Origin of the sequence: Methanolacinia petrolearia DSM 11571 (genome assembly GCF_000147875.1) — an archaeon.
GTDB classification, from domain to species: Archaea; Halobacteriota; Methanomicrobia; order Methanomicrobiales; family Methanomicrobiaceae; genus Methanolacinia; species Methanolacinia petrolearia.
Map to the genome: position 1 here is coordinate 1534776 of NC_014507.1, position 22627 is coordinate 1557402.

Here is a 22627-nt window from a genome sequence, read left to right on the forward strand (position 1 = left end):
TGAATTATGGATCAGGCAGTAACAGGGATAAAAGATAACCAGGCGGCAGCATTTGAAAACAATGTCATTTCAGGAATAAATCCGTCATACAGCATAGGAATCGATATAGGCTATTCATCTGTAAAGATCGCACTGGTCGACGACTACAATGACGTCGTATACACGGATTACGTCCTGCACAAGGGAAAGATCAGGGAAAAACTTACAAAAGTTCTGGCGAGGCTTTCGGAACTGTATGAAACCGGCGATATAATCTACGGCGGCATAACGGGAAGCGAAAGCAGAATACTCTCACCGATCTACGGTAAAAATCATGTAAAGGACATCCCGGCGTTAATCGAAGGATGCACCAGGCAGGAACACGGTGCATGCTCGATTATGGATATAGGGGGGGAGAACGCCAGGTATATAACCGGTTTCGGGGACGGCAGCAGATCAAACGTTGAAATATCGATGAACCCGAACTGCTCTGCAGGAACCGGTTCCTTCCTCGAAGAGCAGGTTTCAAGACTCAATCTTGATATCGGGGACTATTCGGCCTGTGCCGCCAAAAGCAAAACCATCCCGCGGATTGCAGGGAGATGCAGCGTCTTTGCGAAGACCGACATTATCCATCACCAGCAGGAAGGAGTTCCGGTTGAAGATATTCTCCAGGGGCTTGCCTATGCACTTGTAAGAAATTATCGCGGAGCGGTCGTCAGAAAACTGCCTGTCAGGGCCCCGGTCGTATTCACCGGGGGAGTTGCATTAAACGAGGCAATTGAAAAGGCAATCAAAGATGTCTTCAACCTGGGAGACGGAGAGCTTATTGTTCCCGGGATGTGCGCCGAAACCCAGGCAATCGGAGCAGCTATAATCGCCAAAAAAGACTGTCTCGGGTTGAATCTCAAGGCACTGAGAGGCGATCCCCGGCTCCTGAACGAATGCAATAGTTACGAAGACCAGGATGTGAAACTTCCAGCCCTCGGAATTTTTGGAAATAACGACAGCAGAGAAAAGCATATCTGCAAACCCTTCAACCGCAGTAACGGAAAGATCAGGTGTTTTCTCGGGGTCGATACGGGTTCGACAAGCACGAATCTTGTATTGATCGACGAGGATAACGAGATCATCGCATACAGGTACCTGCGTACACTCGGCGATCCTGTGAAGGCGGTCTTCACCGGCCTAAGGGAACTCGGAGACGAGTTAACCGGGACGGGAGACAACATCGAGATCGCCGGAGTAGGAACAACCGGGTCCGGACGATATATGATCGCCAGGACCATAGGAGCCGACGTAATAAAGGACGAGATTACTGCACAGGCGAAGGCGGCCTCGACAATAGACAACACCACGGATACAATCTTTGAAATCGGAGGGCAGGATTCGAAGTTCATCAGCCTTAATGACGGAAGGGTAACCGATTTCCAGATGAACAAGATCTGTGCCGCAGGAACGGGATCATTCATTGAAGAGCAGTCGAACAAGTTCGAGATTCCCATAGACGAGTTCGGGGAGATCGCATTAAAAAGTAAAAAACCAGTCAACCTCGGGGAAAGGTGCACCGTTTTCATAGAGACGAGCATCGCATCCCGGCTTGCAGGCGGCACTCCTACGGAAGATATAGTATCCGGCCTGTGCTATTCGATCGCAAAAAATTACCTCAACAGGGTCGTGGGACAGAAGAAGATCGGCGATAAAATCTTCCTGCAGGGCGGGATCGCATACAACCAGGGTGTCGTAAACGCCTTCAGGGCGCTGACAGGAAAAGAGGTGACCGTCCCCCCGTTCTTCAGCGTCACCGGGGCCTACGGCTCCGCACTGCTTACCAAAGAAGAGATCGGCACGAAAAAAACCGGCTTTAAGGGATTTTACCAGGACGAATCAGGGGATGTCAATGAAGCATCAAAAGAGCAGGAACCGGCCGTCGACAACGAACCCGAATTCAGCAGAGCCGTAAACGACATCATCTTCGAAGGGTACGACGGAAAGATCGACCCGGCGAAGAAGACGATCGGAATGCCACGGGCCCTGTTCACCTACGGGATGTACCCGATGTTCAGCGCATTCTTCAGGGCCCTCGGGTATAATGTCGTCCTCTCCGATCCCACTAATGAAGAGACGGTAAGACTGGGGCAGGAATACTCGCTGGACGAGACCTGCTACCCGGTCAAACTGGTAAACGGCCATGTGGCAGAGCTCATGAACAAAAACGTGGACTACATCTTTTTCCCGGATCTGTACACTGTTCTTCACCCGGGCTCGCACTCGCGGCAGGATTTCGGCTGCCCGTACATGCAGCTCGCCTTCAAACTCGTAAACAGGGCGATGGAGCTCGACAAAAAAGGAATAAAACTCCTTTCGCCGACAATCGGCTTCAGTCTCGGGGAGGAATTCATGAAAAAGGGCTTCATGGATCTCGGCAGGCAGCTTGACAGGAGTCCTGAAGAAACAGGCAGAGGACTGGGATGCGGAATGGAAGCTTTCAATGCATTTGAAAAGAGGGTTGAAGAGAAAGGCAGGGAGATGGTTAAGGATCTAAAACCGGACGAGAAGGCCTTCGTTCTGATCTCGAAGACATACGGAGTGGCAGATCCCGCACTGAATCTCGGGATTCCCGAAAAACTCAAAGAAATGGGTTACAAAGTTCTTGCTTTCTACAATCTTCCGGAAAGCGACATCTCGAAAGAGCACCCGAATATGTTCTGGCCGTTCGGACAGCATATACTGGAGGCCGCACAGGTCGTACGCAGTCACCCGAATCTCTACGCAATATTCCTGACCCACCACGGCTGCGGACCGGACACTGTGTTCACGCATTATTTCAGGGATATTATGGGGGATAAGCCCTACCTGAACATAGAAATCGACGAACATTCGTCGGGTGTCGGCGTAACTACGAGGCTTGAAGCATTCGTAAACAGCCTGAGGCACATCAGCGAAGGAGACGCAGAAGATATGAATGTATACCCCGGCCGTGTTGCCCATAATGAAACGGATATCAAAACGGACATTTCGGATCTTCCCGAAAATGCAAGGGTTTACATTCCAAACGTTTACCCCTATTCGCAATTATTTTGCGAATTCCTGAAGACATCGGGGATCGACTGCAGGATTATCCCGGAAACCGACGGACGATCGCTCGATGAAGGGCGAAAACACATAATGACCAATGAATACCTCTCCATGACCGCTCTTATAGGAGATGTGCTGAGCATACCGGGAATCCGTGAACACGATATGAACCCGGGATTCATTTATATTCCCCAGGCGGAGGGTGCCGAAGTGGACGGGCAGTACAACCGTATGATAAGAACAGTCCTCGACAGGGAAAGATTAAGGGGAGTTGGAATCATCGCCCCGTATTATGAGGATCTTATATCGGGAAACAAAAGGCATCTCGACCAGATCTTCCTGATCCTTGTTGCAGGAGATCTTATCCGGACTGCACATTATGCTTCGAGGGATAATTACCTCAAAAAGATTACCCGGATGATTGACGACGGAAATCTGAACATCGAATCGCTGCTTGCTCTTTCGAAAAAGATTCTCTCCGAACTGAGAGTGAGTGAATTCAAAGGGGCGATATTCGCCGGCGGAGAATTGTTCGTCCTCTATAATGATTACCTGAATGCCTTTACCTTCAGGGAAATCGAAGACAAAGGCTACCGGGTTGCTTATGCACCACTAAGCGAGTGCATGTGGCATTTCTGGACTGATATCATTAAACGGGCGGACGAGGAGAAAAGAGAACTTCTGCTGCCGATGATCGATCTCCTTGAAAGCTACATCTCGGAGATGAACATCTCGCTTGAAGAGATGAGTCCCTTTGAAGACAACCCGTCAGGTCTCATAGAGAGAGCGGATGCATCCACCGGCTATTACGCAGGGGCTTTCGGAAGATACAGGGAGTCCAAAATTCTCGGGGAGATGAAAGGCATAGACGGCATCATCAATGTCTCATCGCTGTATGAAAATACGGCGATCACTCTCAATACACTTCACAAGGGATTTGACGGCAGGAATTCCCTGCCGGTGTTAAACCTTTCATTCGACGGAAATGAAAACGAGAACGACAAGGTCAGGATCGAATCGTTCCTGTATTATCTCTAAGTATGCCGTGGTGCGATGAAATGAAAAAATATCATTCTCCCCCGTTCGAATCCGGATATCATTCAGGAGAAATTAAAGAGGGAAATGAGACTATTTCGATCGAAGGCTGCAAAATGACATGCAGAAAGAAAGTGATCGATCATACCGGCAATATTGTGCAAAAAGAGGTATCGATAACGGATTTGGGAGTGAAAAAGAAGAACGGACATTGTTACCGTTTATATGATGTAGAAGAGACCGAAACGGCAGCAGAGGTGATCAAAAGAGACAGCGAAATATGAATCTGATGTCATTTACCTCATAATTATTGACCCGGGTTTTTTTCCCACATCCTCACGTACGTTTAGATATTGCCAGCAGATCTTTCTCTGACAACCCCGGCACCGGCGGCCTAGCCGCCGGACGGCCCCCGCCCAGGGGCCTTGCCCTGAGAGAGTTCTCTCTCTTTGCACGCCCGGGGACCGGCGAGGGTCCCCCGGGCTGTTGAATATAAGCATCTCTCCGTTCAGGGGACACTTGTCTGTCCCCTGAGCGGCTATCTCAACATAGAGGCCCCGAGGCCGGGGCCGATCCGCGGGCTGTCTCCGGCGGCCCGCGGCGAGAGGTTGCCAACAATGTGCTTAATGGATATCGATCCCGAATCGATATTAACAATCCAGAAATTCTGTCTCAATAATCATAACTTTTATACCATAGTTAATACCATAGTTATTATTCAACGGTTTGAAAACCAACTGTGTGCTTTTGAACAGTTTGAATAATAACACATGGACCGCAATATTATTTGTTATGAAAGAAGTATGGAAATTTGCTCCTGAAAACGGGAAAGAGAGAGGATTTCTGACAATCCTCATACTTCATTCACTCGACAGGGAGCCCAAATCCGGTTACGATCTCCTGAAAGAGATTGAAGAAAAAACAAACGGGGCATGGGTTCCGAACAAGGGAACTTTATATCCCATATTAAAATCTCTTGAAGAAGAGGGGCAGATCCAGGTAAAAGAGATCGGGAAACGCTCCAAGAGGATCTACGAACTGACGGATTCGGGAAGGCAGACCATATCTGATCTAAGGGATAAAAAAGAAGTATCCGAGGCACGTGTTAATTTCTTCAAAAAAATGCACCTGGAAATCTTCGGGGAAGAGAACATCTCGTTTATCAATCTCATGATGGACATGAGATTCTATGTCGAGGATCTACCCGCAGAAAAAAAAGAGAAAGCAATCGGGATGATTTCCAGTACTTTTGAAGAGATTAAACGGCTTTAAGAGAAAAATAACAATAACATATTGCGGCCATCGGAGATTTCACCAGATATGAACGATGAAGCCGCCGTACAGGCAGGATGCCTGAATGAATTTGTTTTAAACCCCGTGGGAATCATAAAAAACGGGATTAAAACTCCGCCGCTTGTTGCCGGAGAACAGGGACTGACCGTCAATGAATCATGCGAATCCGCGATTGAAAAGATGGCGAACTCCCCTGAAACCCTTTCCGAAATCATACTGAATGACGAACTGGAGGAACTTCTCGACGGAATAGACGACTATTCTCACCTGGTTATCGTCTACTGGGGGCATGAAATCGGAGATCAGGGAAGGAAGCTCAAAAGAATCCATCCTGCAGGTCAGGAGGATTACCCGCTTAAAGGAATATACTCCACTTTCAGCCCGGCAAGACCTAACCCTGTACTGGTTACGGTAGTAAAGCTAATCGAAAGAGACGGCCCCAGGCTGACGGTCCGGGGGCTGGATGCAATAGACAACAGCCCTGTCCTCGACATCAAACCGTATGTCGCTGAATTATTCTCTTTTAAAAACACTCAAATCCCCGGTTGGATTACAAAAATTCTCGAAGAATTCGTAGATGAAAGCAGGAAGTGATCTTATGACGGCTATTAAGGAAATGACAATGGGAGAAGAATTTTGTTCGGATTTTTTCAACGACGAAGATCTTGAAGACCTGAAACAAAATCCCCGCTCAAAGTTTATCGAAGCGATTCGGAATATGGATGCGGCGACATGCCTCGTCAAAACCGCCGAGATACACGGCCATTTCTGCCCGGGAAGCGCTCTCGGCGTGATGGCATCCCTTTATGGATTCTCCCTCCTCGGGGACGAAGCAATCAGTTCGGACGGGATAATGGAAGACCTGCTCGCGATCGCAGAAGTAAATGCATGCTTCGCAGACGGCATACAGGCAGTCTCGGGCTGTACGCTCGGAAACAACTCTCTAATCTACCGTGATCTCGGTAAACATGCGGTAACCTTCGCAGTTCGCGGAAAAGAAGAAGGAATACGAATAAGAGTTCGCCCTGAATTCATGGACTACATCATTAAAGAAGTCCCCGAATTCTACCCCCTGATGGAGAAGGTCATAATGAGACGCGAGGGCGGCCCTTCGGAACTTAAAAGATTCAGGCAAAAAGGCCGCGAAGCAGCTTTCGTAATAATAAAAAAACCGTTCGAAGATCTTTTCGAGGCGAAAACCGTGGTCCCCGACATCCCGGACTATGCACCGATTACAGGCAGTTTCGTCTGCCCCGAATGCGGAGAACAGGTCATGGCAACAAAGGTCTGGAAGACCGGCCTGCATAAAAGAAAATGCTTCGATTGTATCGGAAGATATTTTGAACTTGACGGAAGCGGAATCAGAAAAAAAGACCTCCGGCCGGAGAAGAAAGTCAAAAAACAGAATCACGGACCGGATAAATTCCTGTAGGAGGGCTGTTTATGGATTCTGCTAATAATCGCTCTCATAACTGCCGGACGGGTGAGAGAGATCACCACCGTGGAAGAGGCCCGACCAGCTTCTGGATGCAAGATCCCGAACTTATTTTTACGGAACTGGATTTAAAGCATGGAGACGTCTTTCTCGATCTCGGGTGCGGTACCGGCGACTACTCGATCTGTGCCGCCGAAGAGATCGGAGAATCGGGCATCGTTTATGCTGCGGACATAAACCGGAACCTGATAGACGACCTGCTCGAAAATTCAGGACAACTCGGGTTGAACAACATAAAAGGAGTCATAAGCGATATCCACGAAACCCTGCCGTTTGAAGATTCTTCAATAGATGTATGCCTGATCTCGACGGTTCTTCACTCGGTAGATCTTGAAAACTGCGGGAAAGCTCTATTCACCGAAATCGCCAGGATATTAAAACCGCAGGGACGTCTGTTCGTGATCGAATGCAAAAAGGAAGAGACCGGTTTCGGTCCCCCGCTCCAGATGCGGCTCTCACCGGAAGCGATTAAATCTTATGCATCTTCCTGCGGCTTAAACTGGATCTCAATGACGGATCTCGGCTATAATTACATGATTCGATTCTCACCGGAAGAGGGGCCGTAATGAAGCAGGCGATGTTCTTAATCCTCGTAATCCTCCTGATCTTTGCAGCCGTTCCGGGTTGCACGCAGACCGGCGGAACCGGGGATATCCAACAGGTTTCCGATGATGACTACAGGATTGTCACCGACAGCAGGGGAGTCGAAGTAAAACTACCCGTCGATATCGAAAGGGTTGCAACGGTATCCGACGGTCTCATCGAAGAAGTGATGTACATTCTCGGAGTCGACGACAGGATCGTCGCCATCGGATCGGAAGGCCTTCTTTCATCCGCAAAATCCGGGTATTCATATCCACTTGACGACGGGACGAATGTAACCGCTGCCGGAGGGAACAATGTCGCAACAGTTCTTTCACCGGGGCTGGACGACCTTCCCCTCTTCGTCGATTACGGCGTTGCCATGAACTACGAAACTCTCGCGGCTGCCGATCCCGATGTAGTCATCCTTCGTCTCGGCAGTTCCGCATTCCTTTCATGCGAGGATGAGAATGCAGAGAAGAGCATCGAAAAGATTGAGTCGCTCGGAATACCGGTAGTCGTCCTCTACAGCCCCAACTGCTATGAAGATTCAGATCCTACAGCGATATCCGACGAGATCGAAATAATCGGCCGGGTCTTCGGGAAAGAAGACGAAGCAGAAGATATTGCAGCAATCCTTGAATCGATGAAGAACGACATACAGGAAAGAACCGCATCCGTCGGCGAAGACGAGAAAAAAGACGTCCTCGTACTCGGCCTCTCATCCTCGTACAGGACGGAGACCGCGGCAGGAATCGCATGGGGACTGAAAACGACCGAGTCCTACATGATTGAAAACCTGATAAATGCAAGGAATGCATTCCGCTCCGATGCAGGGAGTTTCCAGGTTATCAACACGGAACAGATCCTTTCCATGGACCCCGACGTAATAATTCTCGGGACCGCATCAGGATATCACCCGCCGGGAGAACTCTATAATGCGACCTATTACAAGAACCTCCGTGAATTGCGGGCCGTTAAAGATCATAACGTTTCATCGCTCCCATACGCACCAAGGAACGCCGCAAAAAGACTGGAGTATCCCATCGACCTGATGGTGACGGCAAAAGCGGTGTATCCCGAACTCTTCGAAGATATCGATCTCAACGAATGGATTCTTTCATTCTACCAGGATGTCTACGGGGTCGATTCCGGTAAAGCGGCCGAACTGCGTTCCGCACAGCTTATGGACTGGTGTATCGGTGAGTAACGACTCTACATCCGCAGGCCGTTCGCAGAGATGAAACAGGTTGCACGGGGAAATTAACAGAAATGACCGAAACCACGGAGTTCAGGCAGCATATAACAGACCTGGGATATGATATAAAGAACGGGTTTGTCGAAGGGAGAAAGATAGCGGTTTTACTTGTTATCTTCTTCATTTTAATTATATCCGCATCGGTTGCCGTAATTCTCGGTACCTACGACATAACGATTCCGGAAGTCGCCCGGACCATCTTAACGCACCTCACCTTCGGGAACGTCGAAGAAATCCCGAAAACACAGGACACGATTATATGGGATATCAGGCTTCCGAGAGTTCTTCTTGCTATATTCGTTGGCGGAGCTCTCGCAATCTCGGGCGCAGTCTTCCAGGGTGTGTTCAGGAATCCGCTCGTCGAGCCGTATATCCTGGGTGTTTCGTCAGGTGCTGCATTCGGTGCGGCTCTCGCGATCGTTTTCCCTGCAATATTTTTCTCGGTTCAGCTCTCCGCATTTGCATTCGGATCTATGGCAGTCGGCATGGCATACCTGCTCTCGCGTGTAAGAGGTGAAACCCCGGTCGTAACGCTTGTGCTTGCGGGAATTATAATCGGGTCCATCTTTTCCGCACTGGTATCCCTGCTGAAGTACATCTCGGACGATTCGGCACTGAGAGAGATCGTCTTCTGGCTCATGGGCGGATTTTATTATGCGTCATGGAGCGACGTATCGCTACTCGCTCCGGCCGTCGTCATATGCCTTATTATAATCTGGATACTGGGCTGGAAACTGAATATCCTGTCAATGGGAGACGAAGAGGCAATTACTCTCGGGATAAACCCGGAAAAATACAAACTCATATTAATCGCACTTGCGACGGCAATTACCGCATTTGCAGTATCTTTCGTAGGAATTATTGCATGGGTGGGGCTCATGATGCCTCATGCATCGAGGCTGATCCTCGGCCCTGACAACAGGTTCGTGATCCCCGCCGCATTCATGATGGGCGGATTCTACCTGATAGTCTGCGATACACTTGCAAGAACTCTTACAAGTGCCGAGGTCCCCGTGGGAATCATCGCTTCGATCCTCGGGGCCCCGTACCTGTGCTATCTCCTTAGAAACAAAGGAAAAGAGATATTCGGGTGAATTCATGATCGACGCAGACGATATTCGATTCTCGTACGGCAACCACCCTGTTCTCTCCGGCGTCTCTTTTCACGTGGACGAAGGAGAACTCTGCGGACTCTTCGGGCCCAACGGTGCAGGCAAGACGACACTTTTCAGGTGCTGCCTGGGATTTCTGGAATTGCAGGGAGGAAGGATCTCCATCAACGGTGAACCGACCACCGGCAAAAGAATTGAAGACCTGGCAAAGATCGTATCCTATGTCCCGCAGGAGCATAAACCGCCGTTCCCGTATCTTGTAAAGGAGATCGTTCTCATGGGCAGGACTCCCCACATGGGAGGAATATTCGGCTTGAAACGAAGAGACAAGGAGATCGCAATGGACAATCTTGATATCCTGGGGATCCCGGATCTCTCCGATCGGCCCTACAATCAGCTCTCGGGCGGCCAGCGCCAGATGGTCCTGATGGCACGGGCGCTTGCACAGGATACTCCGGTACTATTTCTCGACGAACCGACAAGCTCTCTTGATTTTCAGAACCAGATGAAGATCTGGAGACTGATGCGTGAGATCGCAGAGGACGGAAAGACAATCATCGCATGCAGCCACGACCCGAACCATGTATCCTGGTTCTGCGACAGGGTGGTGGTAATAGGAAACGGCGGAGTTGTTGCGAACGGTGCACCTTCGGACGTTATCTGCGAGGATGTCCTGTCAAAGATCTACGGGAACAGCTGTTCGGTTAGCACTGTCGACAATATCAGGATTGTGATACCCGGCGATCTCCTGCGGAAAAATGAAACTGCTAAAAAATTATCGCGTTTTGGTTAGACTGAAATCAGATTAATAAAAAAATTAATTTTCATGATAATGCGAAAGCGGCTCGATCGTGATATCGCCCTTCTTCATCGACTCAATCGCCATCGCCGCCGCCTTTGCAGCCTGGATTGTCGTGATGTACGGGGTATTGTAGTCGAGTGCCGCCCTCATTATCTGCATGTGATCCTGCCGCGAGTATTTGCCCGACGGGGTGTTGATGATCAGGTTGATCTCGCCTCTCCTCATGAAGTCTATGACATTGGGAGAGCCTTCCTGGACCTTTCTTACAAGATCGGCCTCGATTCCGTTCTCACGAAGGGTCTCGACAGTCCCTTTCGTCCCGACGATCGATAAGCCGAGAGAGCAGAGCTTCTTCGCTATCGGAACGAAGTCCTGCTTGAACTCGCTTCCGGCCGAGATGAATACCTTCCCTTCAAGCGGAAGCTGGTTTTCAGCTGAGATGCAGGCCTTGTAATACGCCCGCCCGAAGTCGTAATCGATTCCCATTACCTCGCCGGTACTCTTCATCTCAGGACTCAGGGTGATGTCGACGCCCGGAAGCTTGTTGAACGGAAGCAGGACTTCCTTTACGGATACATGCGAGAGCTTCTTCTCTGTGATCCCGTAGGTCTTCAGCTTCCCGTCCGTCATCACCCTCGCAGCGATCTTTGCAAGCGGAATCCCGGTCGCCTTCGAGACGAACGGAACAGTGCGGCTTGCACGCGGGTTTGCCTCTAGGACATATACGACCTCGTCCTTCACCGCATACTGTATATTGATCAGGCCCACGACGCCGATACCGAGCGCAAGCTTCCTCGTGTAGTCCTTCACCGTCGCAATGACATTCTTCGACAGCGACTGGGACGGAATAACGCATGCCGAATCGCCGCTGTGAACACCGGCCTCCTCGATATGCTCCATTATTCCGCCGATGAGGACATCCTCGCCGTCGCATACCGCATCGACATCGATCTCGATCGCGTTCTGTAGGAACGAGTCGAGCAGTACCGGGTGCTTCCGGCTGACCTTCACGGCCTCCTTGATATAATTCCTGAGCTCGATGTCGTCGTGGACAAGCTCCATCGCCCTTCCGCCGAGGACATACGACGGCCTTACGAGAAGCGGGTAGCCGATCTTCTTTGCGACCTGCATGGCCTCGGTCTCCGAATGTGCCGATCCGTTCGCAGGAGAAGGTATATCCAGCCTTTCAAGGAGTCTGCTGAACTGGTCCCGATCCTCCGCAAGATCCATAGCTGCAGGCGATGTCCCGAGAATCTTCGTCTTCAGCCCGTACTCTTTGATCTTCTCCTCGATGGAGGTAGCAAGGTTTACGGAGTTCTGGCCGCCGAACTGGACCATGACACCGTAATAGTCGTCCTTCCTGAGAATGTTCATGACATCCTCGAGCTTCATCGGCTCGAAGAAGAGACGGTCGGAGGTGTCGAAGTCTGTGGAGACGGTCTCCGGATTATTGTTGACTATATGAACCTCGATTCCTTCTTCACGGAGCGCCATTACCGCGTGAACGGTACAGTAATCGAACTCGATTCCCTGTCCGATCCTGATCGGGCCCGAACCGAGTATCAGGATCTTCTGCTTTCCGTCCCTGTCGATCTCGCAGCCTTCGTCCCTTGTCGAGTAGAAGTACGGGGTCTTTGCAGGGAACTCTGCGGCACAGGTATCGACCAGTTTGTAAACCGGCAGCCCTGCGATCGCTTCGATCTCCTTCTCCGGCTTTCCGGTCAGCTCGCCGATCTCGGTCACAGAAAATCCGTAGTGAACCGCGTTGCGGATGTCGTCTTCTGATACGCTTCCGCTCTTGAGCTTCTTCTCGATCTCCACGAGGTTTTCGATCTTCTGGAGGAAGAATACGTCGATAAACGTAAGGGCCGATACCTCCTCCACAGTGAAACCCTGCCTGAATGCGTCGAAGAGGCAGCCAAACCTCTCGTCGGTCGGGTTCTGGAGAAGCATCCGGATCTCGTCCTTGTCGGTATGCGAATTGATATCCGTATCCAGCGAACGCATCGCCTTCATGAACGCCTCTTCGAGCGTCCTCCCGATTGACATTACCTCGCCAGTGCTCTTCATAGCGGTAGTAAGCGTCCGGTCGGCATTCTTGAACTTGTCGAAAGGCCACCTCGGGATCTTCACGACCACGTAATCGATAGACGGTTCGAACGATGCCGGGGTGCAGCCCGTGACAGAGTTCATGATCTCGTCGAGCCTGAGACCGATCGCGATCTTCGCCGCAACCCTTGCGATCGGGTAGCCGGTCGCCTTCGATGCGAGGGCTGAAGACCTCGATACACGCGGGTTGACCTCGATGATCCTGTAGTCCCCGTCCTTGAACGCCATCTGGATGTTGCATCCGCCCTGGACGTCGAGTGCACGGATGATCTTTATCGCGGCCGTCCTCAGGAGATGGAACTCCTCGTCGGTAAGGGTCAGGATCGGGGCGACGACGACGCTCTCCCCGGTGTGTATGCCCATCGCGTCTACGTTCTCCATACCGCAGACAATCAGGCAGGTATCGAACGAGTCCCTCATGACCTCGTACTCGATCTCCTTCCATCCCATGACGCTCTCTTCGATAAGAACCTGGTGAATACGCGAGCGCTGGAGGCCGATCTCGACGATCTTCCTCAGCTCCTCGGGAGTATGTGCGACACCACCGCCGGCACCGCCGAGAGTATACGCAGGACGGATGATCGCCGGAAGGCCGACGATCTCGAGCGCATTGTCGAGCTGGTCCATCGACCTGAGGATCATGCTCCTCGGTATCGGCTCGCCGATATCGTTCATGAGATCGCGGAACTTCTCCCTGTCCTCGCCCTTATAGATCGCTTCGAGTGGGGTTCCGAGGATCTCGACATCCTCCAGTGCACCCATCTCCGCGAGTTCGGCGGTAAGGTTCAGGCCGGTCTGGCCGCCCATTCCGCTTAAAATTCCGTCCGGCTTCTCCTTCTCGATGATCTTCGCGATTATCCCTGCCTTCAGCGGCTCGACGTACACAACGTCAGCCGTATCGGGATCGGTCTGTATGGTTGCAGGATTGGAGTTGACGAGGACGACCTCTACGCCCTCCTCCCTCAATGCCCTGCATGCCTGCGAACCGGAGAAGTCGAACTCGGCCGCCTGGCCGATCTGGATCGGGCCGGAGCCGATCAGTATTACCTTTTTGATATCTTCACGCCGCGGCATTATTTGATCCTCCCGTACATCATATCGAATATCGGTGCTTCGGTGTCCCTCGGCCCTCCGAACGCTTCGGGGTGGAACTGGACGCAGTATACGTCAAGGTCCGGCACACAGAATCCCTCGAGGGTTCCGTCGTTAACATTCTCGAAGTAGAGTTCGCACTCACCGGGGAGACTGTCCTGATCGACGGCGAACCCGTGATTCTGGGTCGTTATGAATATCCTGCCGTCCGATCTCCGGACCGGCTGGTTGGAGCCCCTGTGCCCGAACTTCATCTTGTATGTCTTCGCACCGAACGCGAGTCCGAGAACCTGGTTGCCCATGCAGATCCCGAAGACGGGTTTTTTCCCGATGAAGTATTTGGCGCATTCGATCGCGTCTGTCGCAAGTTCCGGGTCGCCCGGACCGTTCGTGATGAATATCGCATCGGGATCGCACGCTTCGATATCAGAGGGTTTTGAATTGTAAGGAAAGATATAGAGATCGGCGCCGCGGCGCAAAAGAGAGATTGCAATGTTTTTCTTTATTCCCAGATCGATTACCGCTATCTTCTTCCCTTTGCCTGGAATATGATAGGGCTCTTTACAGGAGACCGAACTTAGAAGATCGATCTCCGATATAGGTTTCAGCTTTTTCGCGAGATCGACGGCATACTCACCGTTGTCGTCGCCAACGACAAGGGCCGAGCGTAATGTGCCGTCCACACGGGTTTTTATGGTAAGCTGCCTCGTGTCGATCCCCTCTATGCCGAGAAGACCGTTCTCCTCGAAGAACTGGCCGAGAGGCGTATTCGCGGTCGGCCTTTTGCAGAGTTCGTGGACGACGCATCCCATCGCGTTGACCTTCGGACTCTGGAAATTGTGGAAATCGACACCGTAATTTCCGATCAGGGGATAGGTGAACATCAGGATCTGGCCTGCATAGCTCGGATCGGTCAGCGCTTCCATATACCCGCTCATTTGCGTGGTAAAGACGAGTTCGCCGCCGCAGGAGCCCTCGGCACCAAAACCCCTGCCCGTAACGAATTCCCCGTTTTCAAAACCCAGAACAGCTTTTAACTCCTTCATTTTATTGCAATCATTTCCCAAAGTATCCCGGCGTACAGCACCTGCCGTCCTCGAATACTTTTTGTTGTTAATTATAAGCAGAGATACTCAAAAAAGGTTATCTTGGAGGTATAAAAAAAGATGAAACTCGTGCCGGCAGTATTATATGCCGGTTTGTTATCCGGCCGAGATTGTGAGCTTCCTCCGGCTCCGCGGGATTTCCTTTTTCATCCCGCAGTCATTTTAGTTTTCAAAAAAATTGAGCAGGAATCAAAACTTTGGATCTGCACAGGATCAGATAATCATAGCCTGATTTGATAATTATGAAACTCCTGCCCTTAACTTAACTTTAAGGCAGTACTTAACTGCCCGAATTACTAGTCATCATTATGCATTTTGAGTCTCTGCATCAGCCGGAAAAGCATCTAAGAAGATATACAGGGATTCATAAAAGTCACAAAACCGGTCCAAAGCCCCCGAAGATCATCAGAAGATAATAGCAGAGAGTCCTGCACGTGAAGATGATATTCCGGGAACACGAAACAGAACCCAAAGAATCATATTTGGCTGACTAAGAAAAGGACAAAGAAAAAAAGCAGCTAAAAATATGGCCCCCCGTATTCCGGAGAAAGGAGACAAACTATCTGTTAATATTGTTCCATATGAAAAACAGAGACATTGGTGAATGAAACAGTGAAGAAAGCAATAGGATAATCTATCGTTAAAAAAATACAATTCCACTATTTTTTGTATATTTAACCATCTGAATACCGATCATAGATACAGAGTCTCAAAAGATGAATTCTGTATTACACCGGGTAAATATCGCAGAATAAGAGATTCATACAAAATTCGTACGGTTTGAACAAAAACGAATGGAAAATTTAATATAATTGATTGTCTTTTTTAATTATAAGACTGGAAAACAAACGCAGGTCATACTCTAACTGCTGTTGTTACTGGCCGAAATTTGTTTTCTGGGGGACGGTTATTACGAATGCCAACATTAAGTCTAGCTCTGCCCATGCCGGGCGGCGAACTTTTTAGTAAGTCATACCAGCGACTACCCGACGACATGGAATCTGCCCGTCACCTGACAGGGAGGGATGTTGAGTGATACCGGACAGAGGGGAACGGACCATTGCATTAATCCTTTTCATTTCGGTTTTTGTCCTGGCTGTGCCCGTCGCCGGTGAGACTATCACAATCGACAATTCTTCTTCGATTGCCAGTGCTCTTCTTTGTGTCGGCGACAGCGGGACTCTCATCCTCCAGCCGGGTATATATTTCGAAAATTCGATAACCCTGACGAACAACACCACAATTACTGCCAACATATCGGCCGGCGGCAGTGCGGCGGATACGATCATCGACGCGGTGATGGGTGGAAGGATCTTTGATACCGGTGCCTATTCGATCTCAGTCGACAGCCTGAGTCTAAGGAACGGGTATGCAGATATCGGCGGTGCGATCTACACCACCACCGGTGAAGTAAGCATCAATTCATCCGAGTTCACAAACTGCTCGGCCAGCCAGCATGGCGGTGCAATCGATTCCAACGACATCGTAACCGTCAACTCTTCCGCATTCACAGACTGTTCGGCTGCAAACGACGGCGGCGCGATATATTCCTACGGCTCTGAAACTGCCGTACATGCTGACAACTCTACATTCACGCGCTGTTCCGGCAGAAACGGCGGCGCAATATTTTCCGGCCTGGACGATAATCCAGAGATCATAACCTCATCCACGTTCATAAACTGTACAGCTACAAATAAAGGCGGTGCGGTCTATACCAATACCGGCGGCGGCACAACCTTCGAATCGTCCACATTCACGGACTGCACTGCCGGAAGTGGCAGGGGCGGTGCAATATTTTCCGGCGGCAACTCTCTTTTAACTATTGCCTCATCGGGTTTTACAAACTGCACAGCCGGACAAGGAGGTGCGATCCTGTCCAACTCTCTTAATTTAACAACCATTACATCATCAACATTCACAAACTGCTCGGCTACAAACGGCGGCACGATCCAAACCGGCGAAGCAGTCACCCTAACCATCAGCGTATCCACGTTCACGGGCTGTTCGGCCACCGGCAACGGGAGCGCAGTCAACTCCGACGGCGCCGGTACCGTAACAGTTACCTCCTCCGTATTCTCGGACTGCTCGGCCGGCCTGCACGGCGGCGTAATTTTTTCTGCCAACGATACCATAACTGTGGATTCTTCCGTGTTCACAGGCTGTTCGGCTACAAACGGCGGCGCGATATATTCCTATCTTAACACTGTAACCGTCAACGCCTCGACTTTCACGGGCTGCTCGGCAGACAGGGGCGGTGCGATCTTTTCCGCCAATGATAACGTGACCGTCAATTCCTCTACGCTCACAGACTGCACGGCATCCCTTTACGGCGGTGCGATCGGTGCCCGCCTCGGCAGCATGCACTTCTCCCGGATCTACAACTGTAGTTCAGGGGACCCTGCTGTGCATTCTTCCGAATCCTTCAATGCGACGAACAACTGGTGGGGGACTAACAGCGACCCGTCAGGATTTACATCAGGACCGGTCACGTACACCCCGTGGCTCGTCCTCGGGGCGACAGCCGATCCTGTTACAATAATGACCAGCGAGACCTCCGTCATCAGGGCGAACCTGACACACGACGTAAACGGCACCGACACATCGGGCAGCGGTTTCGTCCCCGACGGAATCCCTGTGAAGTTCGATCTTGTAACCGGTTCCGCAAGCCTGTCGGTTACTGAAGGAAACATAACCTCCGGTGTAAACGAAACAGTCTTTACACCAGCCACCTCCATAATTTCAACAGTCAACGTCACCGTCGACGATCAGAACGTAAGCGTTCAGATTTTGATAACACCGGAGGCGTCGTTTTACGCCACACCGGTATCCGGAACCGTTCCGCTCACAGTATCGTTCACCGATACGTCCACGGGATCTCCGACCTGCTGGAACTGGTCGTTCGGCGACGGCGAATGGTCCAATACCACCAACCCCGGCTTAAAAAATGTTACACATACATACCTGTCGACAGGAACTTATACGGTCAACCTGACAGTCAGCAATGCATTGGGAAATGACACAGAATCACTGGCCGGTTACATTACAGTTAATACGGCTTCTTCATCTGTAGGCACCACCTCCTCCGGGGGAGGATCGAACACCAACACAGGAACGGGTTTTACGACCGATCTTGAAGCTGGAAGCAGTACATCCTTCGATATGGATAAAGGTGCGGTATATATGGTCACGGTCACAGCCGGAAACGACATTCAAAAACTGATGATAACAGTCCAGAGAAGCACCTCGGTTCCCTCATCGGTAGGATATACGGGTACTAACGTCTACGAGTACGAGGATGCAAAACTCTATTATGCCGACGCCTCTGACGTTTCCGGGGTGACTTATTATTTTAAGGTGGAAAAGAACTGGCTGGCAACCAGCGGCTATAGTTACGACGACATAGTAATGATGTATTATAATGAAGAATCAGGAGAATGGGAGAAACTGGCGACTACTTTCGCCGGCGAGGACAATACATATTATTATTACAGTGCGGACGCCCGGTCATTCTCGTGGCTTGCAATCACTATATTCAAAGGTGCAACAATCGTTCCGGAAGGATCTGAACCTGCTTCATCCCACTCTAATGCTTACATTACACAAACCGATGCAACAACAGGTACCTCTTCGTCGTCCAACGTGACAGCCAAATCAACCGTAACTTCAGGCAATACAACTGCTCAAGAAGAACCGCGATCATGGTCGTCCTTTGCAGTCCCAATATTACTTGTTCTCATGCTCATTATATTCATAATCATCGGGCTGGCAACGCGCAGGAAAAAAGATGAATATCCCGAAGAATGGTATGAAGGCCGGAAATAATCCGGCATCTCTCTTTTGACTGATACAACAGGATATATTTACCGCAAATAGATCGGAACGTAATCAAACTCAGGCAACCACTTTGAAAATCCGGACAAGAACCTCTTCGACCTCTCCTGCTTTAACGGGATTCACTTTGCCGATCCTGTACAAAATTATCGACTTTTCCGCCGTAAAGATCCTGTTCGGCCGGATGAAGCTTTCGACCTTAATTGCACCTTCTACAAAATCGGAGTCGGACAAAGGGACAGAATAATTGTCATTTCTGTTCCTGGAAGTAATCTGGCAGAGAATCAGGTCGTCCCCGTTTAATACCGCGGCCACAAAGACCGGCCTCCGTTTTGTGCCGGATAAGTCGGAGAAAGGAAACGGAACTACTAATACATCCCCTTTTACAAATTGCTCCATGCCTCATCTTCTTCCTTTGAATCCCAGTCTCCTGCGAGAACTTTTTCAGAGGCATATGCACATGAAAGCAGTTCGTCCACATCGTCAAGAGGTCTCAGTTCAATCCTGTCATCATAGGCAAGAATGGCAACTTTTGTTCCCTCGCGGAACTTCTCCCTGACAGACTTGGGTATGACAACCTGCCCCTTCTCAGTTATCTTTCCGGTTTTTATCTCGATAAGATCCATATTATCCCGACTTACATATCTTATTTGTAAGGTGAATATTAAATCCATTCCCTCATAACAGTCGTACTTCCTGGAGATCTTCGGGCGAACCCGACAATCAAAATTTATTTTACATAGTTGAAAAAGCCATACATTTAAAAAAATCAAAATCGCAAACGGCAAATAGCGCTTTTTCATGAATAATTAATTACAGACTGGAAAATGTATACAGACCGGCCTCAGTATCATTTTTGCCGCCGGTCAGCCCCTTATTTCCGGGAACAGCAACTACATATGTCGATATTCACCAGGGTTCGCGACGCGACCGAATGGCGGGTTGTCCGGAGAACAATATCTCCGGGCCCCGGCCCCTCACCAGAAACAAAGAGACGACGTATAAAGCAGGTCAGGATCTCCCTGGCCAAAGTCCTCATCTCTTTTCTGGTTTTGGCGATGGCATTGCCCGTCTCGGGCGAAACAATAACCATTGACAATACATCCGGCACACCCACAATCGCAAAGGCACTTCTTTATGCCGGCGACAACGGGACGGTCGTTCTCAGGCCGGGAATATATTTTGAGAATTCGATTGTCCTGGAGAACAGTGCAACAATAACCGCCGACAAGTCCGCAGGCTACGGTGCGGAGGACACGATCATCGACGCGGAGCAGTCGGGCAGGATCTTTGACGCCGCCGGTTATTCGCTCTCTATCGACAACCTGACCTTCCGGAACGGAAAGGCAGATCACGGCGGTGCAATATACCTGGATTCAGGCACACTCAGCGTCACGTCATCCGTATTCGCAAACTGCTCTGCGGACTACGGCGGTGCGATCTTCTCGGACACCGACAGCACGGTCACGGTTATATCATCCGCGTTCACCAACTGTTCGGCCATCAACAGCGGAGGCGCGATCCTGTCCGGCTTCAACAGCACGGTCACGGTCGTATCATCCGCGTTCACCAACTGCTCGGCTGTCAATACCGGAGGAGCGATCTATATCTTCTCCGGCACTCTTAACACCACATCAACGGCCTTCTTCAGCTGCTCTGCATCATCCTACTCCGGCGGTGCGATCTACTCCAGTTCCTTCAGCCCCGTCACAATCACATCATCCTCGTTCACCGGCTGCTCGTCTCCCTGCCGCGGCGGTGCGATCTGTTCGTACAAAGGCGGCAGCATGCATTTTTGCCGGATCTACAATTGCAGTTTGGAGGCACCTGCAGTATATTCCCACAACAATTTCGATGCATCGGAGAACTGGTGGGGTACGAATACCGATCCGTCCGGGTTTTCAGAAGGGTCCGTCAGGTATGACCCGTGGCTCGTCCTCGGAGTAGCCACCAGCTCAGTTACCGTAGCGACCGGTGAGACCTCCGTTATCCGGGCGAACCTGACGCACGATGTAAACGGAATCGATACCTCGGGCAACGGCCTTCTCCCTGACGGAATTCCGGTAACATTCGATCTTGCAGCAGGTTTGGGCAACCTTTCCGTTACCGGGGGAGAGATCGCCGGCGGTGCGAACGGGACAATCTTTACTGCGGCCGGCTCAGGGCTGGTGACCGTCACCGCCAAAGCAGACGGCCAGACAGTCGGCACATTTACCATGGTAACATCCTGAACCTGTAATATGCGGCCATCATTACGGAACGAATTCATAAATTCAAATATACTGTAGAGTAAAACAATAATTAATGACCAATATTGTAGAGATAGAGATCGTTGGGTTCTCGGATTCGTCATGCGGGCCTTTCCCTTGCGACGGCGACCGGACGTGCGAACTCGAGAAGTGTGCACCTTCCGAAAACTTGGTTACGGCGTTCGAGGCTCTTTCCGAGCGTATCAAATATATCTTCGGCAGCAATGTTGCGCTGAAGCTCACGCTTCTCGACGACGGGATCCCGGATCATATCGTCGCGATAATCGAAGAAAAACACCCGCCTATCCCGATTGTGATCGTCAACGGAAAGGTAACGCCTATCGGAAGGATCTCGCTTCCCCAGATCAGGGAAGAGATCGAAAGGGCCCTGTGAGCGCCTTTTTCAGGAAGGATTTTATTATTGATATGACAAGGATTGTGTTACATGCCTGAACTTGTATACATAAACCCGTTGTCCGCGGCAAAAATTGTAGCAGCCATATCGATCGTGCTCGGATTTATTGCGGGAATAATAATAGTATTTCTCGGACTTTTCACGGTCCTGGCGTCACTGGTGATACCTGTCAGCACAGTCGAAGCGGGAGCCGATCTCCTTTCGGGCGTCCTGCAGGTGATCGTAACGACAATCGCACTCGCGATCCTGGGTTTCATCACCGGCGGGATCGCGGCGTTCATCTATAATATAGCGGCGGGAATCTTCGGCGGTCTCGACCTCGGTTTTGTCGACGCGATATTCGTAGCTGAAGAGGAACCCGGAAATGAAAATTCCATAGGGTACGAATGATTCGTGCCTGAAAATAAAAATTAAAAAAATCAGAAAATCAAAAAAAATTTTTAAAAATATTCCCGGTTACTCCCTGTAAAGAGAGACTACATCCCCGATGACAATAATAGCCGGGGGCTTGACACCCCGCACCCGGGCTTTTTCTGAAATATCTTCCAGCGTCCCGGTCGTTACACGCTGGTCGGGCCGAAGCCCCCTCTCGATTATCGCGACCGGCCGATCGCCGTTCATGCCGTTTTCAACGAGGAACCGGCTTATCTTCGGGAGGTTCTTTACTCCCATGAGGATGACGAGTGTTCCCTTCGTTCCTGCAAGCCATTTCCAGTCGATTGCAGACTCTTCTTTTGTCGGGTCTTCGTGCCCGGTGAGAAACGTGACCTGCGAAGCGAAGTCCCTGTGGGTTACGGGAATTCCGACGCACTCGGGGACTGCAATTCCCGAAGTTATGCCCGGAACCATTACGACCTCGATGCCGTTGTCCCTCAGGATCTCCATCTCCTCTCCGCCCCGGCCGAAGAGGAACGGGTCGCCGCCCTTGAGCCGGACTACTGTCTTTCCCGCTTTGGCGAATTTGATCATGAGGTTTTCAATCTCGTTCTGCTCCTTCGTGTGGCTTCCGCCGTACTTCCCGACATCGATCTTTTCGACATCAGGGAGAGAGGCGATGATCTCGTCGCCCGGGAGCTGGTCATAGAGGATAACGTCTGCGAGGTCTATGACCTCCCTCGCCCGAAATGTCATGAGGCCCAGGCCGCCGGGGCCGGATCCCACCAGATACACTTTTCCTGTCATTTTTACACC

18 protein-coding genes are annotated in these 22627 nt (G+C 50.6%); 13 read left to right on the plus strand and 5 right to left on the minus strand.

Annotated features, from left to right (window positions below):
• Positions 1-6: 6 nt before the first annotated feature.
• The 9 genes from MPET_RS07645 (at position 7) to MPET_RS07690 (ending at position 10625) form a co-directional block, all read left to right on the plus strand.
• Positions 7-4095, plus strand: a complete 4089-nt coding sequence (locus MPET_RS07645) for an acyl-CoA dehydratase activase (RefSeq protein ID WP_013329442.1) — start codon at positions 7-9, stop codon at positions 4093-4095.
• A 20-nt stretch (positions 4096-4115) separates the two neighbouring features.
• Complete coding sequence (locus MPET_RS07650; protein WP_013329443.1) at positions 4116-4376, plus strand: putative zinc-binding protein; 261 nt, start codon at positions 4116-4118, stop codon at positions 4374-4376.
• Positions 4377-4884: 508 nt separating this feature from the next.
• Positions 4885-5364 (plus strand): PadR family transcriptional regulator, encoded by a 480-nt coding sequence (locus MPET_RS07660; RefSeq protein ID WP_013329444.1) that lies wholly within the window; start codon positions 4885-4887, stop codon positions 5362-5364.
• A gap of 48 nt (positions 5365-5412) precedes the next feature.
• Complete coding sequence (locus tag MPET_RS07665; protein WP_013329445.1) at positions 5413-5979, plus strand: SAM-dependent methyltransferase; 567 nt, start codon at positions 5413-5415, stop codon at positions 5977-5979.
• A 28-nt stretch (positions 5980-6007) separates the two neighbouring features.
• The gene (locus MPET_RS07670; protein WP_225353797.1) at positions 6008-6817 is read left to right on the plus strand and encodes an FmdE family protein; all 810 of its coding nucleotides are present in this window, start codon (positions 6008-6010) and stop codon (positions 6815-6817) included.
• Between the two features lie 11 nt (positions 6818-6828).
• Positions 6829-7446 (plus strand): class I SAM-dependent methyltransferase, encoded by a 618-nt coding sequence (locus MPET_RS07675; protein ID WP_013329447.1) that lies wholly within the window; start codon positions 6829-6831, stop codon positions 7444-7446.
• Complete coding sequence (locus tag MPET_RS07680) at positions 7446-8672, plus strand: ABC transporter substrate-binding protein (protein WP_013329448.1); 1227 nt, start codon at positions 7446-7448, stop codon at positions 8670-8672. The genes MPET_RS07675 and MPET_RS07680 overlap by 1 nt, the downstream gene beginning before the upstream one ends.
• A 62-nt stretch (positions 8673-8734) precedes the next feature.
• Entirely contained in the window at positions 8735-9814 is a 1080-nt protein-coding gene (locus MPET_RS07685) for a FecCD family ABC transporter permease (RefSeq protein WP_013329449.1), read from the plus strand.
• A 4-nt stretch (positions 9815-9818) separates the two neighbouring features.
• Positions 9819-10625 (plus strand): ABC transporter ATP-binding protein, encoded by an 807-nt coding sequence (locus MPET_RS07690; RefSeq protein ID WP_013329450.1) that lies wholly within the window; start codon positions 9819-9821, stop codon positions 10623-10625.
• Between the two features lie 24 nt (positions 10626-10649).
• On the opposite strand, the gene carB is transcribed toward MPET_RS07690, so the two are convergent.
• Positions 10650-13817 carry a carbamoyl-phosphate synthase large subunit gene (gene carB, locus MPET_RS07695; protein ID WP_013329451.1) on the minus strand — a complete coding sequence of 1056 codons (3168 nt, stop codon included), beginning with the start codon at positions 13815-13817 and terminating at the stop codon, positions 10650-10652.
• Positions 13817-14881, minus strand: a complete 1065-nt coding sequence (gene carA / locus MPET_RS07700) for a glutamine-hydrolyzing carbamoyl-phosphate synthase small subunit (protein ID WP_013329452.1) — start codon at positions 14879-14881, stop codon at positions 13817-13819. Before carA ends, carB begins: the two co-directional genes overlap by 1 nt.
• 1092 nt (positions 14882-15973) lie before the next feature.
• On the opposite strand from carA, the gene MPET_RS07705 reads away from it, so the two are divergent.
• Entirely contained in the window at positions 15974-18763 is a 2790-nt protein-coding gene (locus MPET_RS07705) for a PKD domain-containing protein (protein ID WP_013329453.1), read from the plus strand.
• A gap of 69 nt (positions 18764-18832) precedes the next feature.
• On the opposite strand, the gene MPET_RS07710 is transcribed toward MPET_RS07705, so the two are convergent.
• Positions 18833-19171 (minus strand): type II toxin-antitoxin system PemK/MazF family toxin, encoded by a 339-nt coding sequence (locus MPET_RS07710; protein ID WP_013329454.1) that lies wholly within the window; start codon positions 19169-19171, stop codon positions 18833-18835.
• Positions 19156-19398 carry an AbrB/MazE/SpoVT family DNA-binding domain-containing protein gene (locus tag MPET_RS07715; RefSeq protein WP_013329455.1) on the minus strand — a complete coding sequence of 81 codons (243 nt, stop codon included), beginning with the start codon at positions 19396-19398 and terminating at the stop codon, positions 19156-19158. The genes MPET_RS07710 and MPET_RS07715 overlap by 16 nt, the downstream gene beginning before the upstream one ends.
• Positions 19399-19671: 273 nt before the next feature.
• Here MPET_RS07715 and MPET_RS07720 point away from each other — a divergent pair, with 273 nt between their 5' ends.
• The 3 genes from MPET_RS07720 to MPET_RS07730 all read left to right on the plus strand — a co-directional run bounded on the left by MPET_RS07720 (position 19672) and on the right by MPET_RS07730 (position 21826).
• Complete coding sequence (locus tag MPET_RS07720) at positions 19672-21003, plus strand: hypothetical protein (RefSeq protein WP_048130776.1); 1332 nt, start codon at positions 19672-19674, stop codon at positions 21001-21003.
• A gap of 73 nt (positions 21004-21076) precedes the next feature.
• Positions 21077-21415, plus strand: coding sequence for a hypothetical protein (locus tag MPET_RS07725; RefSeq protein WP_013329457.1), 339 nt, complete (start codon positions 21077-21079; stop codon positions 21413-21415).
• A gap of 51 nt (positions 21416-21466) precedes the next feature.
• Positions 21467-21826, plus strand: a complete 360-nt coding sequence (locus MPET_RS07730) for a hypothetical protein (protein WP_013329458.1) — start codon at positions 21467-21469, stop codon at positions 21824-21826.
• Positions 21827-21892: 66 nt separating this feature from the next.
• On the opposite strand, the gene cobA is transcribed toward MPET_RS07730, so the two are convergent.
• Entirely contained in the window at positions 21893-22618 is a 726-nt protein-coding gene (gene cobA / locus MPET_RS07735; RefSeq protein ID WP_013329459.1) for a uroporphyrinogen-III C-methyltransferase, read from the minus strand.
• Positions 22619-22627: the final 9 nt, after the last annotated feature.

What these genes read in the sequence shown, in the direction of transcription:
- MPET_RS07650 (WP_013329443.1), top strand. Translation starts at nt 4,116, where the DNA reads ATGAAAAAATATCATTCTCCCCCGTTCGAATCCGGATATCATTCAGGA.
- MPET_RS07710 (WP_013329454.1), bottom strand. Translation starts at nt 19,171, where the DNA reads ATGGAGCAATTTGTAAAAGGGGATGTATTAGTAGTTCCGTTTCCTTTC.
- MPET_RS07725 (WP_013329457.1), top strand. Translation starts at nt 21,077, where the DNA reads ATGACCAATATTGTAGAGATAGAGATCGTTGGGTTCTCGGATTCGTCA.
- MPET_RS07670 (WP_225353797.1), top strand. Translation starts at nt 6,008, where the DNA reads ATGGGAGAAGAATTTTGTTCGGATTTTTTCAACGACGAAGATCTTGAA.
- cobA (WP_013329459.1), bottom strand. Translation starts at nt 22,618, where the DNA reads ATGACAGGAAAAGTGTATCTGGTGGGATCCGGCCCCGGCGGCCTGGGC.
- carA (WP_013329452.1), bottom strand. Translation starts at nt 14,881, where the DNA reads ATGAAGGAGTTAAAAGCTGTTCTGGGTTTTGAAAACGGGGAATTCGTT.
- MPET_RS07685 (WP_013329449.1), top strand. Translation starts at nt 8,735, where the DNA reads ATGACCGAAACCACGGAGTTCAGGCAGCATATAACAGACCTGGGATAT.
- MPET_RS07645 (WP_013329442.1), top strand. Translation starts at nt 7, where the DNA reads ATGGATCAGGCAGTAACAGGGATAAAAGATAACCAGGCGGCAGCATTT.
- MPET_RS07665 (WP_013329445.1), top strand. Translation starts at nt 5,413, where the DNA reads ATGAACGATGAAGCCGCCGTACAGGCAGGATGCCTGAATGAATTTGTT.
- MPET_RS07690 (WP_013329450.1), top strand. Translation starts at nt 9,819, where the DNA reads ATGATCGACGCAGACGATATTCGATTCTCGTACGGCAACCACCCTGTT.
- MPET_RS07675 (WP_013329447.1), top strand. Translation starts at nt 6,829, where the DNA reads ATGGATTCTGCTAATAATCGCTCTCATAACTGCCGGACGGGTGAGAGA.
- MPET_RS07660 (WP_013329444.1), top strand. Translation starts at nt 4,885, where the DNA reads ATGAAAGAAGTATGGAAATTTGCTCCTGAAAACGGGAAAGAGAGAGGA.
- MPET_RS07715 (WP_013329455.1), bottom strand. Translation starts at nt 19,398, where the DNA reads ATGGATCTTATCGAGATAAAAACCGGAAAGATAACTGAGAAGGGGCAG.
- MPET_RS07730 (WP_013329458.1), top strand. Translation starts at nt 21,467, where the DNA reads ATGCCTGAACTTGTATACATAAACCCGTTGTCCGCGGCAAAAATTGTA.
- carB (WP_013329451.1), bottom strand. Translation starts at nt 13,817, where the DNA reads ATGCCGCGGCGTGAAGATATCAAAAAGGTAATACTGATCGGCTCCGGC.
- MPET_RS07720 (WP_048130776.1), top strand. Translation starts at nt 19,672, where the DNA reads ATGTCGATATTCACCAGGGTTCGCGACGCGACCGAATGGCGGGTTGTC.
- MPET_RS07680 (WP_013329448.1), top strand. Translation starts at nt 7,446, where the DNA reads ATGAAGCAGGCGATGTTCTTAATCCTCGTAATCCTCCTGATCTTTGCA.